At 50.0% G+C, this 17,026-nt stretch carries 15 protein-coding genes; 11 read left to right on the forward strand and 4 right to left on the reverse strand.

All coding sequences use genetic code 11. From position 1 onward, the window contains the following. Positions 1 to 3: 3 nt before the first annotated feature. The 10 genes from mrdA to LPA26_RS09890 all read left to right on the forward strand — a co-directional run bounded on the left by mrdA (position 4) and on the right by LPA26_RS09890 (position 11,159). The gene (gene mrdA, locus LPA26_RS09845) at positions 4 to 1,935 is read left to right on the forward strand and encodes a penicillin-binding protein 2 (RefSeq protein WP_055830506.1); all 1,932 of its coding nucleotides are present in this window, start codon (positions 4 to 6) and stop codon (positions 1,933 to 1,935) included. Further along, positions 1,928 to 3,025, forward strand: a complete 1,098-nt coding sequence (rodA, locus tag LPA26_RS09850; protein WP_055868775.1) for a rod shape-determining protein RodA — start codon at positions 1,928 to 1,930, stop codon at positions 3,023 to 3,025. Before mrdA ends, rodA begins: the two co-directional genes overlap by 8 nt. Positions 3,026 to 3,044: 19 nt before the next feature. After that, complete coding sequence (locus LPA26_RS09855; RefSeq protein WP_229008168.1) at positions 3,045 to 4,097, forward strand: septal ring lytic transglycosylase RlpA family protein; 1,053 nt, start codon at positions 3,045 to 3,047, stop codon at positions 4,095 to 4,097. 132 nt (positions 4,098 to 4,229) lie between these two features. Next, a complete protein-coding gene (locus LPA26_RS09860) occupies positions 4,230 to 5,327 on the forward strand; it encodes a D-alanyl-D-alanine carboxypeptidase family protein (RefSeq protein WP_055830907.1) in 1,098 nt (365 codons plus the stop codon). A 21-nt stretch (positions 5,328 to 5,348) separates the two neighbouring features. After that, the gene (locus LPA26_RS09865) at positions 5,349 to 5,651 is read left to right on the forward strand and encodes a YbeD family protein (protein WP_055830512.1); all 303 of its coding nucleotides are present in this window, start codon (positions 5,349 to 5,351) and stop codon (positions 5,649 to 5,651) included. Between the two features lie 18 nt (positions 5,652 to 5,669). Further along, positions 5,670 to 6,284 (forward strand): lipoyl(octanoyl) transferase LipB, encoded by a 615-nt coding sequence (gene lipB / locus LPA26_RS09870; protein ID WP_229008169.1) that lies wholly within the window; start codon positions 5,670 to 5,672, stop codon positions 6,282 to 6,284. Beyond that, the gene (gene lipA, locus LPA26_RS09875) at positions 6,274 to 7,251 is read left to right on the forward strand and encodes a lipoyl synthase (protein ID WP_055830515.1); all 978 of its coding nucleotides are present in this window, start codon (positions 6,274 to 6,276) and stop codon (positions 7,249 to 7,251) included. Before lipB ends, lipA begins: the two co-directional genes overlap by 11 nt. Positions 7,252 to 7,317: 66 nt before the next feature. Next, positions 7,318 to 8,619, forward strand: coding sequence for a glutamate--cysteine ligase (gene gshA / locus LPA26_RS09880; protein WP_229008170.1), 1,302 nt, complete (start codon positions 7,318 to 7,320; stop codon positions 8,617 to 8,619). Between the two features lie 26 nt (positions 8,620 to 8,645). Further along, positions 8,646 to 9,596: a glutathione synthase gene (gene gshB, locus LPA26_RS09885; protein WP_229008352.1), complete on the forward strand. Its 951-nt coding sequence runs from the start codon at positions 8,646 to 8,648 to the stop codon at positions 9,594 to 9,596. A gap of 288 nt (positions 9,597 to 9,884) precedes the next feature. Then, on the forward strand, positions 9,885 to 11,159 hold the full coding sequence (locus LPA26_RS09890; protein ID WP_229008171.1) for a D-amino acid dehydrogenase: 1,275 nt from the start codon (positions 9,885 to 9,887) through the stop codon (positions 11,157 to 11,159). Between the two features lie 43 nt (positions 11,160 to 11,202). On the opposite strand, the gene LPA26_RS09895 is transcribed toward LPA26_RS09890, so the two are convergent. Beyond that, complete coding sequence (locus LPA26_RS09895) at positions 11,203 to 12,126, reverse strand: bestrophin family protein (protein ID WP_229008172.1); 924 nt, start codon at positions 12,124 to 12,126, stop codon at positions 11,203 to 11,205. 159 nt (positions 12,127 to 12,285) lie between these two features. Here LPA26_RS09895 and msrB point away from each other — a divergent pair, with 159 nt between their 5' ends. Beyond that, complete coding sequence (gene msrB / locus LPA26_RS09900; protein WP_229008173.1) at positions 12,286 to 12,738, forward strand: peptide-methionine (R)-S-oxide reductase MsrB; 453 nt, start codon at positions 12,286 to 12,288, stop codon at positions 12,736 to 12,738. Between the two features lie 58 nt (positions 12,739 to 12,796). On the opposite strand, the gene LPA26_RS09905 is transcribed toward msrB, so the two are convergent. From LPA26_RS09905 to LPA26_RS09915, 3 genes are all read right to left on the reverse strand, one after another. After that, positions 12,797 to 13,789 (reverse strand): catalase family peroxidase, encoded by a 993-nt coding sequence (locus tag LPA26_RS09905; protein ID WP_229008174.1) that lies wholly within the window; start codon positions 13,787 to 13,789, stop codon positions 12,797 to 12,799. Positions 13,790 to 13,917: 128 nt separating this feature from the next. Beyond that, a complete protein-coding gene (locus LPA26_RS09910) occupies positions 13,918 to 14,370 on the reverse strand; it encodes a MarR family winged helix-turn-helix transcriptional regulator (protein ID WP_055868757.1) in 453 nt (150 codons plus the stop codon). A 222-nt stretch (positions 14,371 to 14,592) separates the two neighbouring features. Then, positions 14,593 to 17,025, reverse strand: coding sequence for an EAL domain-containing protein (locus LPA26_RS09915; protein ID WP_055830531.1), 2,433 nt, complete (start codon positions 17,023 to 17,025; stop codon positions 14,593 to 14,595). Position 17,026: the final 1 nt, after the last annotated feature.

The following is a 17,026-nucleotide window of genomic DNA, read 5'->3' on the forward strand; positions in this document are numbered from 1 at the left end:
CGCATGGGGTACAGCACCGAACTCAAGAACCACCAGAACGAACAGCACAAGTTCAGGGTTCGCCTGGTCTTCCTGGTATTAGCGGTCATTGCCGCTTTTTCGGCGTTAGCAGGCCGTTTTTATTTTTTACAGGTCTACCGCTACGACTACTACCAGACGCTGGCAGAAAACAACCGCATCTCGATTGTGCCAATCACGCCTAACCGCGGCCTGATTTCTGACCGTAACGGCATTATCCTGGCGCATAACTTTTTTGTGTATACGCTGGAAATAACGCCCTCCAAAACCGACGACTTGCAGGACACCATTGAAGAGTTAGGCCAGCTGGTAGAAGTCTCGCCAATTGACCTCAAGCGCTTTAAGAAATTGCGCAGCCAAAGCCATACCTTTGAGAGCATCCCGATTCGTACCCACCTGAACGAGTATGAAGCGGCCAAGTTTGCGGTAAACCGCTTCCGTTTTCCGGGCGTAGAATTAAAATCACGACTGTTCAGACACTATCCTTATGGGACGCTGGGTACGCATGCGATTGGCTATATTAGCCGCATCAACGAGAATGACCTCAAGCAACTCAAAGAAAATAACCAGCTTTCCAATTACAAAGGCACCGAGCATATCGGCAAGGCCGGTGTTGAGCAGGCTTATGAGGAGCAATTGCATGGTATCACCGGTTTCCAGCAAGTAGAGATTGACGCGGATGGGCGCGCAGTTCGTGTGCTTTCCAGCGCATCGCCAACGTCTGGTAACAATATTGTGCTATCAATGGACGCCAAATTGCAGGAAATCGCCGAGCATGAATTTGCCGGCAGGCGTGGCGCATTGGTTGCCATTCAACCTAAAACCGGCGAAGTGCTGGCGATGGCAAGTATGCCGTCATTTGATGCCAACCTGTTTGTGGATGGCATTGATTACGACAACTGGAACCTGCTGAATAATTCACTGGATAAACCATTGATCAACCGCAGCCTGAAAGGCATTTACCCGCCAGGCTCGACCTTTAAACCATTTGTGGCGCTGGCGGGGTTAGAGTCCGGCAAGCGCCAGCCGCCTTTTGCCATCAGCGACCCCGGCTATTTCATGCTGCCAAATAGCCGTCACCGTTACCGCGACTGGAAGCCTTCCGGTCATGGCGCGGTCGATATGCGCCGGGCAATTACCGTTTCCTGTGATACCTTTTTCTACGGGTTGGCGATGGAACTGGGCATAGACCGCCTGACCGATTTTGTACGCCATTTTGGGTTTGGCGAAAAAACCAATATCGATATCCAGGGTGAATTGTCAGGATTACTGCCCACACCGGCCTGGAAGAAGAAACGCTTTAAACAACCGTGGTATATGGGTGAAACCGTGATTGTTGGTATCGGGCAAGGCTATACCCTGGTGACACCTATGCAACTCGCGCATGCCACTGCCATGCTGGCCAACAGTGGCAAATCTATCAGGCCGCATCTGGTAAATGCCATCGTCAACTCGAAAACCAACCAGGTCAGCTTATTGCCGCATGCAATTGCCGACCAGTTGAATTTGAGCGCCAATAATCTGGAAATCGTCAAGCTGGGCATGATGGATGTCACCCAGCCAGGCGGCACTGCCGCTGCGATTGGTACCAATGCAGGTTATTTAATCGCGGCCAAAACCGGTACCGCACAAGTGGTCGGTATCAAACAAAACGAGAAATATAACGAAAAACTGATTAACGAACGGCACCGCGACCACGCCTGGTTTATTTCGTATGCGCCTGCCGAAGATCCGAAAATCGCAGTCGCCGTGATTGTAGAAAACGGTAGCCATGGTGGCTCAACAGCCGGCCCGATTGCGCGCAAGGTGATGGATTATTATTTACTTGGCAAAGTACCGGTTGACCCGGCCGCTGCAGCAGTGCCGGAAGTCACCATTACCAATGCGCCAGAAGTAGAAGAGGAGCCACATGATTAGGCAATTGATCGTCCGCTTTATACGGCATGTAGACTCTGTCCTGCTCGCCACTGTTCTGATGGTGCTGGTGGTGGCATTGATGGTGCTGTATAGCGCATCTGGCCAGGCGCTGACCAAAGTGAACGCGCAAATCGTGAATATCATGATCATGATGGGCGTCATGCTGCTGGTAGCCAATACGCAACCGCAATTGATTGAGCGCATTGCGCTGCCGGTGTATTTGTTTGGTCTGACACTGCTGCTGGCTGTCGCCTTGATAGGTGACATCAGCCATGGTGCGCGGCGCTGGTTAAACCTGGGTGTGACCAAAATCCAGCCTTCAGAACTGATGAAGCTGGCCGTACCTATCATGTTGTCCTGGTATTTTTCCAAACGCGAAAGTATGTTGCGCACCGGCGATTACTTAGTCGCCGGGGTGATTCTGCTGGTGCCGGTACTATTGATTGCCAAGCAGCCTGATCTGGGTACCGCCACCCTGGTATTTGCTTCCGGATTTTTTGTAATTTTCCTGGCTGGCCTGAGCTGGAAATTTATCTTCGGTAGCGCGATTGCCTTTGGTGCTGCCTTGCCGATTTTGTGGTCTATGCTGCACGACTATCAACGGCGCAGGGTTGAAATCCTGGTCGACCCGAGCCAGGATCCATTGGGTGCGGGCTACCATATTATCCAGGCCACCATTGCGATTGGTTCCGGTGGGATGACCGGCAAAGGTTGGCTGAATGGCACCCAATCACAACTGGACTTTGTACCTGAACGCACCACCGACTTTATTTTTGCCGTATTCGCTGAAGAATTTGGCCTGGTCGGCTGCTGCCTGTTGTTACTGCTGTTCACCATTATCATTGGCCGGGCTTTTATTATTGCCTCGCAAGCCAAAAATACTTTTTCACGCCTGCTGGCAGGCAGTATTGCCGCCACCTTCTTCACTTATTGTTTTGTGAATATGGGCATGGTCAGCGGCATTTTACCGGTGGTAGGTATTCCACTGCCATTGGTCAGTTATGGCGGTACTTCTCTGTTGACCCTGGGCCTGAGCCTGGGGTTGCTAATGAGTGTGCAATCGCATAAACGACTAGTTGCCACTGACTAGTGTACTTTGTGAGGACAAGATGTCTTTTAATTCAAAACTGATAGCGATTGCGTTGCTAAGCAGCCTGCTGGCTGCCTGTAACAGCAGTATGCCACCACGCCAGACATCTCCGTCTCAGCCACCAACCAGCAAATCGACACCCGCAGAAAGACCACGCGCAACACCTCCTATGGCGTCTTCACCTTCTGCCCCGCCTGTCATGGGTCCGCGCATCATCAACATTGACCCAAAACCGGAATTTGAAGGCAATGCTACCGATGGCATAGACCCGAACACGCCCTTGGAAACGTCAGTGACGCCCAGGCTGGATCCTATCGTCAAATCTACGACCAAGCCTTATATCGTCAATGGCGAGACCATTACACCGATGTCAGCTATCGCCACGCCTTTTACCCAGACCGGCCACGCTTCATGGTATGGCAAAAAATTTCATGGCCGCAAAACCGCCAGCGGTGAAGTCTATGATATGTTCAAACTCTCTGCCGCACATAAAACCCTGCCTATTCCTAGCTATGTGCGCGTAACCAACCTCAGTAACCGCAAGTCGGTCATTGTCCGGGTCAATGACCGCGGGCCGTTCGGGCGTCCGCGGGTAATTGATCTGTCTTATGCCGCAGCCAAACAGCTGGATATTATCCAGCATGGTTCCAGCCAGGTAGAAGTGACCCTGATAGATACGACACAGCAGACACCCGAACCCTTGCAGCCATCTACTGAAACCGTTCAAGTGACCAGGCAGATCATCCAGCCGGCGTCAGCAGGCGCGTCACCGGCAGGCGTGCCTTCGCCGGCAAGCACACCTTCTACAGCAAATACCTCCGCTGCAAACGGACTGGAAGCCAATGGTATTTACATCCAGGTTGGCGCTTTTGGCCAGGAAGAAAATGCCGACCGCTTGCAGAAGCGCATCTTCACCGCCATCCCCGAGACACAAACCCTGCTCAACAAAGTGTATAATGGCAAGCTGTTCCAGGTCGTACTGGGACCGTATCCAGATCACGCATTGGCAGCACAGGCGGCCAGTCAGATGCGTGACCAATTGCAGTTACCCGCACTGATTTTTTCCCGGTAATTGTTTTTTCACGAGAAGTTTTTCTGCGTGAAGTTTGTATCCCGTAAGGGGTTTTTCTCATTGACTGTTTATCTCGTTAAGTGACTAACCATGTGGCGCTCTTGTATTGCTGTTCTATTTTCACTCCCATTCATTACGCTGGCCGCTGAAGCCATTACCCTCAATGTGCCGTCGCCGACACTGGCTGCCAAAGCCTTTGTATTGCGCGATGCCAATACAGGTGGGTTGTTGGCGGCCAATAACCCGGATATGCCGGTAGAACCAGCATCGCTGACCAAAGTAATGACAGCCTACCTTGCTTTTGAAGCAGTCAAGCAAAAGCGCTTGTCACTGACACAAACATTGCCGGTAAGCCATAAAGCCTGGAAGGTCGAAGGCTCCAAAATGTTTATCGACACCACCATGACAGTGACAGTCGATGAGCTGCTGCATGGCCTGATTATCCAATCCGGTAACGATGCCGCCATTACGCTGGCTGAAGGCATTGCCGGTAGTGAAGAGTTATTTGCCACACTAATGAACAAAAAAGCCGTGGCTTTGGGCATGAAAAACAGCCATTTCATTAACTCAACCGGCTTGCCTGACCCTACCCACACCACCACAGCGCGTGATTTGTCGATCCTGGCCAATGCCTTGATCCGCGATTTTCCTCAAGATTACGCGCGCTTATACTCACAAAAATCTTACACCTATAACAAGATTACCCAGCCTAACCGTAACCGCTTGCTGTTCCTAGACCCGACTGTCGATGGCATGAAAACCGGCCACACCGAATCTGCGGGTTACTGCCTGATTTCTTCTGCCAAACGCGATGATTTCCGCCTGATTTCTGTCGTTTTGGGCACGACTTCAGACAATGTACGTGCCGCCGAAAGCCAGAAGCTGCTGAACTTCGGCTTCCGTTTCTTTGAATCCAAACTGATCTACCCGGCCGCTAAAGCCATCACCCGTCAAAAAGTCTGGAAAGGTACTGAAAGCGAAGTCGATTTGACAGTTGCCAAGCCTGTTTACCTGACTTTGCCACAAGGCGAATATGCCAATATGAAAGCCAACGTACGGATTGCCAAGCCGCTGGAAGCGCCACTGAAAGCCCAGCAAGCAGTAGGTAAAATCGAGTTTACCTTAAACGGCAAAGTCGTCCACAGTGTGCCATTGGTGACCATGCAGGCGGTAGAAGCCAGCAATATCTTTTCACGCATGATTGACCAAGTGCGTTTGTATTTGCAATAACATGTTTCAACAGGTGACCGTATGAGCGAACCAGATAAACCATCTTCTGAACAAACGCCTGTAGCAGAAGAGACTCTGATTGAGTTTCCCTGTGACTTTCCGATCAAAGTCATGGGTGAAACACATGATGACTTCACCAGTGAAGTGACCAAAACCATACAGCGGCACCTGCCTGAGTTTGGTGCCCATTTAATCGAGATGCGCGGCAGCAGCGCGGGCAAATACCTGAGCCTGACTTGCATGGTGTACGTCACCTCCAAACCGCAACTGGATGATATCTATCGCAGCCTGACCTCGCACCCGATGGTCAAGGTCGTGCTTTAGTCACTCTTTCAAAATCACATGCCTGCTCTGGAAATTCGCCAGCTGGGCCTGACTGACTATGCAGTCACCCTGGCCGAAATGCAGGCTTACACCGCGCAACGCAATAGCAGCTCTGCTGACCAGTTGTGGGTGACTGAACACCCGCCGGTTTATACGCTGGGCCTTAATCGGCGCGGGGTTAGATTGCCTGATAACGATATCCCCGTCGTAAATGTAGACCGTGGTGGCAAAATCACTTATCACGGCCCAGGCCAGTTAATTATTTATTGCCTGATAGACCTGGCGCGTAGCCACTTGAATGTGCGGCAACTTGTCTCCATCTTGGAAAACAGCCTGATAGAATTTCTGGCCGGCCATGGCGTGACTGCTGAAGCACGTCCTGATGCGCCAGGGGTTTATGTGTCCGGTAAAAAAATAGCGTCGTTAGGGCTACGCCTTAAAAATCAGTGCTGTTATCATGGCTTAAGCTTGAATATTGATATGGATTTGCAGCCGTTTGCCGACATAGATCCTTGCGGTTATGCCGGCATGCAAATGACGCAAACCAAAGAATTACAGATTCCGTTAGCCATGGCTGAGATTGCCGCAGCGTTAACTCAAACACTGAAAGAGAAACTGGCGAATGTCAGATAAATGCCAAACTGAACGCCCGGCGAAAAAGGTGGCTGGTGTCAAAGAAATTGACGCCGCGAAAACCTCACGTATCCCGATAAAAATCGTGCCCATGCCGGTATTGCGCAAGCCGGAGTGGATACGCATGAAAGTGCCGGATTCAGCGCGCTTCCAGGAAATCAAACAGGTTTTGCGTGACAACAACCTGCACACCGTCTGTGAAGAAGCCAGTTGCCCGAACATAGGCGAATGCTTTAGTGGCGGCACCGCCACTTTTATGATCCTGGGTGATATCTGCACCCGCCGCTGCCCGTTTTGCGATGTGGCACACGGTAAACCCCTGCCGCCTGACCCCAATGAACCGGAAAACCTGGCGCGTACCATTGCACAGATGAAACTGCGTTATGTCGTGGTCACTTCGGTAGACCGCGATGATTTGCCCGATGGCGGTGCGCAGCATTTTGTCGATTGCATACGCGCGATCCGTGCCCAATCCCCACACATCAAAATTGAAATCCTGGTACCGGACTTCCGTGGCCGCCTGGACGTGTCACTGAAAATCCTGCGTGAAGCGCCGCCGGATGTGATGAATCACAATCTGGAAACGGTGCCGCGCTTATATAAACAAGCTCGCCCGGGGTCTGATTACCAGCACTCACTCAACCTGCTCAAGCAGTTCAGCGAGATGTATCCGCATGTGCCGGCCAAATCCGGCCTCATGCTGGGCCTGGGTGAAACTGATGAAGAAATCCTGGAAGTGATGCGTGACCTGCGTGCGCACAATGTCAGCATGCTAACCCTGGGGCAATATCTGCAACCAAGCGTGCATCACCTGCCCGTGCTGCGTTATGTGACACCTGATACGTTTGCCTGGTTTAAAGAGCAGGCAGACAGCATGGGGTTTGATAATGCTGCCAGCGGTCCCATGGTACGCAGCAGCTATCATGCCGACCAGCAGGCACATGCAGTCATCGCCCAGGAAGCATAAATTAAAAGCCCGCTGGCCTTCATCCTTGAAAAACCCAGCCTAAGAAGATACGTACAGGAGCAAGATATGGTTCCCCATTTAACCACCGCCTTAAGCGGTCCGTTGGACAGTCTGGAAAAACGCATTTTACAAGCCATGCCGGATATCGAGCACTGGTTTCGTACTCAGTGGCAGGAAGTCGCCGCGCCATTTTATGCCAGTGTCGATTTGCGTAATTCAGGCTTCAAACTCGCACCGGTAGATACCAATTTGTTTCCAGGCGGATTCAATAACCTGAACCCGGAATTTCTTAGTTTATCGGTGCATGCCGCTCAGGTTGCGGTGGAGAAAATCTGCCCGGATGCGCGCAGATTGTTGCTGATCCCGGAAAACCATACCCGTAACACTTACTATCTGCGCAACGTTGTTGAACTGTGTCATATTCTGAAATCGGCGGGTATGGAGGTGCGTGTTGGCAGCCTGTCACCCGAGATCACTGAAGTGACCAGGCTGGAAACCCACGATGGCCTGCCTTTAATTCTGGAACCGCTGGTACGCGAAAAAAATCGCCTCAAACTCAATGCCGCTTCTTTTGAAGGTATCGATTATCCGGCATTCGATAGCTGTGCCATCCTGCTCAATAATGATTTATCAGGTGGCGTACCGGATATGCTGCAAAACCTGGAGCAGACTTTAATTCCACCTTTACATGCCGGCTGGTTTACCCGCCGCAAATCGCAACATTTTGCCGCTTATGACAAAGTAGTAGCAAACTTTGCCAAGCTGCTGAATATCGACCCGTGGCAGCTAAACCCTTATTTTGACACCGCCAGCGGCATTGATTTCCATCAGCGCGTCGGTGAAGACCAACTGGCAGAAAAAGTCGATGCCATGCTCAAGAAAATCCAGGCTAAATATGACGAATACGGCATTACCCATGCCCCGTTTGTGATTGTAAAAGCCGATGCCGGCACTTATGGTATGGGTATCATGAGTGTGAAATCTGCCGACGAAGTGCGTGACCTCAACCGCAAAACGCGCAACAAAATGTCAGTCATCAAAGAAGGCATGGAAGTCTCTGAAGTGATGATACAGGAAGGCGTATATACCTTTGAGAACATCAATGATGCGGTGGCGGAACCCGTGGTCTATATGATGGATCACTTTGTGGTCGGCGGCTTTTACCGCGTGCACACCAGCCGCGGCGTGGATGAAAACCTAAATGCTCCCGGCATGCAGTTTGTGCCACTGGCATTTGAAAAGCCCTGTACCCTGCCCGACTGTTCCGACGCCCCAGATGCACCGCCTAACCGCTTTTATGCCTATGGCGTAGTGGCGCGCCTGGCACTGCTGGCCGCCGGAATGGAACTGCAGGAAAATGACCACTGACCGCATAAACGACTCGAAGGTGCATGATGAAACTGCTGTTTATCCTCGACCCGCTGCACAAACTAACCGTTTATAAAGACACCAGTCTCGCCATCATGCGTGCCGCGCATGCGCGTGGGCACGAGTTATGGGTATGTGAACAACAGGACTGGCACTTGCAGCGTGAAGTTTCACTGGTGGATGCGCAGCCGTTTGCATTTGAGGGCAGTGGCTGGGTAGTCGGCGAGAAAAACACGCATATGCCGACTGCTTTTGATGCCGTATTGATGCGCAAAGACCCACCGTTCGATAACGAATATTTATATAGCACCTTGTTGCTGGAACTCGCCCAGCAACAAGGTGCACGCATCATCAATGACCCCGCATCCATACGCGGCTGGAACGAGAAGCTATCCGTAGCCCGCTTTCCGCAATTTGCACCGCCTTTTATCGTCACCAGCCAGCGGGAAAAGATACTGGCTTTTCTGGCCGAGCATGACGATATCATTGTCAAACCGCTGGATGGCATGGGTGGCAGCGGTATTTTCCGTTTGCGTAAAGACGACCCGAATATTTTCGCCATCCTGGAAACACTTACCCAATTTCAAACCCAGACCATCATGGTGCAGCGTTACATCCCGGAGATAGTCAAAGGCGATAAACGTATCCTGATCATCAATGGCGAGCCTCTACCATATGCACTTGCCCGTATCCCCAAAGCCGGCGAAACCCGTGGCAACCTGGCTGCCGGCGGTAAAGGCGTCGCACAACCATTAAGGGCTCGCGACTTAGAGATCGCCGAAACTGTTGGTAAAACCCTCAAACAACACGGTCTGTTTTTAGTCGGGCTGGATGTGATTGGTGATTATTTAACGGAAGTGAATGTCACCAGCCCGACCGGTATGGTGGAAATTGCGGCACAATCCAAAGAATGGGCAGAGCCTTGTGACCCTGCGCAAGTAATGGTGGAGGCGTTAGAGAAAATGGTCGTCAGTTAAAGTCATCTAAATTCACTGGCGGTCCGTACGCTTTTTACCCTTTACCAGCAAGCCTCACCTGATCAAAATACTTATTTCAAAAATTACGTCACCATTGAAGACCAAACAAGCCTCCGTGCAGGTCGCAAGTCACCAACATCCCGCCTGCAATGCTTAAAGATTAATTTTTTAATTAATCAGTTCAATATTCCTCTTCTTAAACCAGGCTTTTCCTATCAATTTTGATAATATGGTTTAACAGTTTAAAAACGCCTTATATCATCGACTGCTGCTTCAGGAGTGTCATCAATGCGAGTGTTAGTGCTAGGTTCCGGTGTGATTGGCGTGACAAGCGCCTATTACCTGGCATTAAAAGGCTGTGATGTTACCGTTGTTGATCGGCAGCCGTCAGTCGGCCTGGAAACGAGTTTTGCGAATGCCGGACAGATTTCACCCGGTTATTCTGCGCCATGGGCTGGCCCCGGTGTGCCGCTAAAAGCATTTCAATGGTTGTTTCAGCGCTATGCGCCGCTCTCCATGCGCCCGGACTTAAGCCGGTGGCAATTGCAATGGATGTCCCAGTTTCTTAAAAACTGCTCACTTGAACGCTACACCCTGAACAAATCACGTATGGTACGACTGGCGGAATATAGCCGTGATTGCCTGCGTGAGTTGCGTGCTGACACTGGCATCCAGTATGAGCAGCGCAGCCGGGGGACCTTGCAAGTTTTTCGAACCCAAAAACAGCTTGATGTTGAATTCAAAGATATTACGGTGCTCAGTGAAATGGGTGTGCCTTTCCAGCATGTGGACCCTGATGGCTGCGCGCTTATTGAGCCTGCTTTAATTCATGTGAAAGACCAGCTATTAGGCGGCCTGCATCTACCGGATGATGAGACCGGTGATTGCCAGTTGTTTACCACCCGCTTGGCCGCCCTTGCACAGACCATGGGGGTCAAATTCAGGCAGGAAGCCACTATCAATCGCCTGATCACCCAGCAAAATCTATTGTCAGGTGTTGAAATTAAAACAACCCACGGAGTCGAGAATTTGGATGCAGATCACTACGTGGTCGCCCTCGGTAGTTACTCGCGCGAGCTGATGCTAAGCCTGGGCTTAAACTTGCCGGTCTACCCGGTGAAAGGCTATTCGCTGACCGTGCCGATTATTAATGGTGATGCCGCGCCTGTTTCCACGGTGATGGATGAAACCTACAAAGTTGCCATCACCCGCTTTGACCAACGCATACGTGTGGGCGGCATGGCCGAATTGGCAGGCTTTGACTTGACACTGAATCCGCGTCGCCGTTTAACACTGGAAAAAATGTTGCGTGGATTATTCCCTCAAGCCGGTGATGTCTCTCAAGCCAGTTTCTGGACAGGCTTGCGCCCGATGACACCGGATGGCACGCCGATTATCGGCCAGGCGAATAGCATGTATCCAAACGTTTGGTTGAACACCGGACATGGCACCTTAGGTTGGACCATGGCTTGCGGTTCTGGCCAAGTACTGGCTGACCTGATTGCCCAAGATAAACCAGCGATTGAAACTAGCGACCTACAATATTCGCGCTACAAAAGATAAGCATTGGTACAGATGTTTCTCAATCGCGCCAAGCATCCGGTGATTACATCAGCACGAATTCTTTCGGTACAGGTAACGGCGGAATCTCTTTATCGCCCAATGCTTCTTTGGTTTCAATCTCAATCACATCTGCCAGCGCACTGATCGGTAAAGCATTGGCGCCCATGCCAAATGGCTCTTCGAGTTCGTTACCCAGGGCATCCAGTCCAAAAAAGGTATAGGCAGCCAGCGCAGTGACGAAAGGTGTCGCCCAGCCCAGCGTGTTGGCAAAACAAAACGGTAACAAAAAGCAGAATGTATAGGCCGTTCTGTGCAGCAGCAAGGTGTAGCCAAACGGAATTGGCGTATTTTGAATACGCTCGCACGAAGCCTGTACCAGCGCCAGTTTTTGCACCAGCTCATCCAGCATGTTGAACTGGATGGTGTCTATGCGGTGACTATGTAATGCCTGAATCAGCACAGATTCCATCGCCCGCAGAATAGACTCTGGTGGATTCCTGCTGTTTTTGTATTCCTGGAATACCGGTTCGCTGAGGTAGGTTTGAATTTTGTACACGGAATTGGTCGGCCTGAGTTGTACCAGCAACGCTTGTGCATAGGCAATATTACCTTGCAGTAAAATTCTTCGCGGCGATTGGTCGGCTGCTTCATTCGCATTCAGTATCTGGCTCAAGCGGGCGAGGCTGCGCGAAGTCAGTACAAATTCGCCCCAGATTTTTCTCGCCTCCCACCAGCGTTCGTAACAGGCATTGTTCCTGAACGCCAGAAAAATGGACAAGGTAATGCCCAGCAAGGCAAACGGCCCGCCATCGAACTTGGGCAACCAGCCCGGCTCGTAGGTATACACAGCGACAATGAGGGTAGAAAGCGTAGCCACAAATATCAGCAGTGGCATGATACGCAGCACGATTGAACCCTTGATAATAAAAAACAGTTCAAGCAAATGGGGCCTGGGTCTGACGATCAAATGGTTTCTCCCGCGAATCGAACTATTGTTGTGATGATATACTCGATGATTAAAGTGTATCGGCAAGCTGCTTAATTACATTGCTGAAATAAGCATGGAATTACAGCGGGTTTAAGCGCTTTTTTGTTACCTGTCACCTTCATAACCGTCAGTGAGTAAATGATGATATTGAAATGGAAAGATGTACTCAAGTTTGCCAGAGAAGGCAATCCTGAGCCAAATTACAGAGTGCGTAAATCAGTGGATGAATGGCGTGCAATACTGGATGAAGATGTCTTCACCATCGCCCGCCTGAGTGCTACCGAACGCCCTTTTTCTTCAGAAATGTGTGAAGCTTTCACGCCAGGACGTTACGCCTGTGCCTGTTGCGAGCAAGAGTTATTCGATTCAGGACAAAAGTTTGAATCTTCCTCAGGTTGGCCATCGTTTGACCAGCCGCTGACACCCAATGCGATTGCTTACATCGAAGATGGCAGCCACGGCATGCACCGCATCGAAGTGAAATGTAATGTTTGCGACGCACATCTGGGACATGTGTTTCCCGATGGCAAAACGGAAAGTGGCTTACGCTACTGTATTAATGGCAAAGCGACTACGTTTGTGAGTGCTTAAATAAAAGGCCCCGGCTGATGCGATCAACCGGGGCCTTTTCATTTCTAATCAACAGGCTTTATTTACCCAGTCTCCTGCCAAAGCTTACTGCATAAGAGGTCGGACGGGCCAGCAAGATAGGATCCTGGCTAGCTTCAATTCCTTCAGTCAATTGCAGGGGATTAAACATCAGTGTTTTCTCTTTTGCCTTGCTATCCGCAACCACAGATTTCAGAGTCAAAGTGCCTAATTCAACGATCTTGCGGCTTTCGGGCCATAGAACCGTCGCATTGTTAACTTCATCCCCTTTATCCGCAATTTGCAGCAGCAGCTTGTATTGCACGGCATTTGCTTTCACACGTTCGCCGATATCGGTCATCAGGTAATCCGGCGCCGCGGCATCTGCTGCTTCCTTGGTTAAATATTGCGCGCCAGCCACCGGGATAATCTGGTAACGGCCATAAACACTTTGGCCAGCCGCATTGGTAAATTTAAATGCATTCACGCCAAAGAATGGCTGCGTTGCAAAGCTGACCGGCGCAGGCTTGGGTGTGGTCACAAATTTTAAAGCTGCCGGATGTGAGCCTAAAAACTGTTCTACCGGACTTGGTTTAGCGGTGCTGTTTTGCGAATCCCGCACGGCATTGAGCAAGCCTAAAAAGTCTTCTGGCGTCGCCGCGGGAAAATTATTCACCGAGATACTGACAATATCAGTGCTCAAGCCATCAGGCAGTTGAAAACGGATAGCGATCCCTTTGGGGAAAGCATTGCCATTGGCATCCGGGATATTAGGTACACCAGTCGCATCAGAGAAACGCACCAGCACCGGGCTATCGGCTTTCTGTAAATGCGCGGCCTTGCTGATACTAGCGGCCTGTGCAGATGGCTGGAAAGAGCCTTCCAGCATCACGCCTTTGGCATGGTTAGAGCGGAATCCGGCATGTGGTCCACCCGACAGGGTGGTTAAGGTATCGACCAATTGCTCGGTCACCGGTTTTTCCTCTGCCATGGCTGGCATTGCAGTGATAATTGAAGCTGCTGATAACACGCTGATAAGTATTTTTATTTTCATGATGATGTCCTTTCAATCTGTAGATAAGTAAAAATTAACACTGTAAAACAAGTAATGCAAAATTAAATAGTGCACTATATTTATGACAAAAAAAATGTAAAACAACCCCCACTGCGAAAAAATTTGTTCTAGCCCGCGTGCTGTATCAAATGGTTACGTAACTCCTTCATTCTGTCGCGCAATGACATGAGCTCTTCAACCGGGCAACCCATAGCGCATAGCATCTCATCCATAATGTTGGATGCCTGTTCACGCAAACTGCGTCCGCTATCAGTCAGGCAAATAATGACCTGTCGCTCATCTTTACTAGAACGCACTCTTTGTAACAATTCGGCGGATTCCAGCCGCTTTAACAAAGGCGTCAGGGTTGCCGAATCCAGAAACAGCTGTTCGCCAATGTCGCTCACTGTGCGCTGGTCACTTTCCCACAACACCAGCATCACCAGATATTGCGAATAAGTGAGCCCCAGTTTTTTCAGTAAAGGCCGGTAAGCCTTATTGATTGCCAGCGATAAGGAATACACAGCAAAGCATAACTGCTCGTTTAAAATGGGTGTTTTGCTTGCTGTTGTGCTACTCATAAAAAAGATTATAAATAGCGCGCTATTAAATGGCAATAAAAATAAAAATTATTTTCTGAAATAATCCAACAAGGTCTGGATCATAAAATTGCCTTTTTTATGCATTCTGATTTTGCTCATTTCAATCTCCTTTGTTAAGCATATGAAAGGCATGGTAAAACCAACCAGCCACTAAGGGAAGTTGAATGTTTTTATAGCAATGATTAGCAAAAGTTATCGCTGTCAGGTGGGGGAATTAAATCCGTCCAGCGGATTGATGGCAAATGACAGGTCATCACCAATATCGATATCAATCTCGTTCTGGCTTTCCCAGCGTTCGAGCCAGATTGAGAAATCTTTTTCCGGCATGGGCTTGCCGATAAAATATCCCTGGCCTTCATTACAGCCGAGTTTGGATAGCTGACCAAGCACCTCTTCGTTCTCTATGCCCTCTGCGACTACAGTGAGCCCCAGGTTATGTGCCAGGTCGATGGTTGATTTCACAATACTGGCATCACTGGCGTTTTTATCCATGAACATGACAAACGAACGGTCGATTTTAAGCTCTTGCACAGGTAATTGCCTCAGGTAGGCTAATGATGAATATCCCGTACCAAAATCATCAATCGCCAGGTGCAAGCCCATCGATGCCAGTTTCCTTACCACGGTCTCAGCACGTTCCGGGTCCTGCATCAGACTGCCCTCCGTGATCTCCAGCTTAAGGGCTTTTGCATCCAGCCTATGCGTCTTTAACAAAGCTTCAATCTGCTGAGGCAGTTCCATATTGTTGAGATCACGGGTAGATAAATTCACCGCCAGAGTCATGTACAAACCCTGGCTACGATAATCAGCTAATACTTGGCAGGCACGCTGCAGCATCCAGTTGGTAATCTCACTGATAATGCCAGTCTGTTCAGCAAACGGAATAAACTGGTCAGGGAAAATCATACCTTTTTCCGGATGCACCCAGCGGATCAGCGCTTCGCCACCCAGGGTCTTACGCGTTTTGACATCAATTTTCGGCTGGATATACAGCAATAACTGATCTTTCTGGATAGCTTCTTTCAAGTCTGAAATCAGGGTCAAGGTTTCCGATTGGTCAATCTCCAGCGCGGTGTTGTATACAATCCAGTCTGCCTTCTTGACTTTGGATTCATGCAAGGCCGTTTCCGCATGGTTGAGTAACTCTTCTTCACTGACGCCATGCTCCGGGTAAAGCGCAATCCCCATGGCGATACGCACATCGATCGCCTGACCCTGTACATTGACCGGCGTATCGAAAATACGGTTAACTTTTTCGGCATACTTGGTCGCTTTGGCCTGATCGGTGTGTTGCAGCATCACGGCAAATTCATCTGCATCCAGACGAGCGACGACATCCTCCCCGGAAAGTACATTTTGTTTCAAAACCTGACCGACATGGCGCAATAAATCATCACCAAAATCCCTGCCCAGGGTTTTATTGATAGGCTTGAAACGGTGGATATTAATCACAATCACACTCAGCGATTGCCGGGTTTCTGCATGCCGGGTAATTGACTGGCTTAGCCCCTGAGTTAACGCCAGGCGGTTCGAGAGACCGGTCAACTCATCGTTAAACGCCAGTCGCTGGATACGCAGCGTACGCTGCAACACCGCTTCGCGCATGCTATTGAGCGCTTTGCCCAGGTAACCGACTTCATCAATGCTATTCACATGGATTTCTTTTTCATAGTTACCCATGGCGATTTCGTCTGCATTTTTAACCAGCTCCGCAATCGGCTCCGTGGTCTTGCGCGAGACATACCAGATCAGGGCGGCAAAAATCAGCACGCCGACAAAGGTTAACACCACCATGTTTTGAAATAAGGTGTTCAGGTCGCGCGTGAAAGGAGCGACAGAGCCTTGCAGCACCACCAGCAACACCTCATCTTTGGTTTCGTGCAAAGAGCGGATTTTGAGTTGATAGGTTTGGCCTTGTAAATCGACTTTATGCAGTGATAATCTTTGGCGATAAATATCTGAGACGGTTTTAACCAGCACATTAGAAAGCCGGTTGGTACCGGTGCCACTCATCAGCTGCCATTCATGTTCACGGGTTTTTTGCAGGAATGACACATCCAGATGCGTCAGTTGCTTGATCTGGTCAGCCAGCCGGCCATCCACAGCAAAGCCCATCACAATCCAGCCGATCACATCTGGCGCTTTGACCGGCACGGTAATCAGCTGGTAGGGTTTACCTTCAACAATATCAAACTGCAGGGTGCCATTCTGGTTATGCAGGATTGCCTGTTTTGCATCTTCACTGGCTTGCAGGTCAAACATGGCTTTTTCGCTATTGGCCGTGCCAATCACTAGGTCTTCACTATTGCTGATGTAAAAAGCAATCTGCGCATGAATACGCCCCTGATAATTCTCCAGCGCTGACTCTATGGTTTCGGCATCGTTGCTGGCTACCGCATCGCGGAATGCATAGTCAGCGGCCAGCACTTGGGTGGCTTGTTTCAGGCTTTGGGTATTGTGTTGCAGCAGGTTAACAAACACGCGTTCGCCGACGTTAATCTGCTCTTCGGCAAGCTCATTTGCGTGCTTAACTAGTGCGTATTTGAGCGGTATCAGACCGGCAAGCTGGATAGCGACAACGACGGAAAGAAATGTAAACGCTATTCGTGAGCGAATATGTTTGAATTTAATCATT

Origin of the sequence: Methylophilus sp. Leaf408 (assembly GCF_916856905.1) — a bacterium.
Classification (GTDB): Bacteria; Pseudomonadota; Gammaproteobacteria; order Burkholderiales; family Methylophilaceae; genus Methylophilus.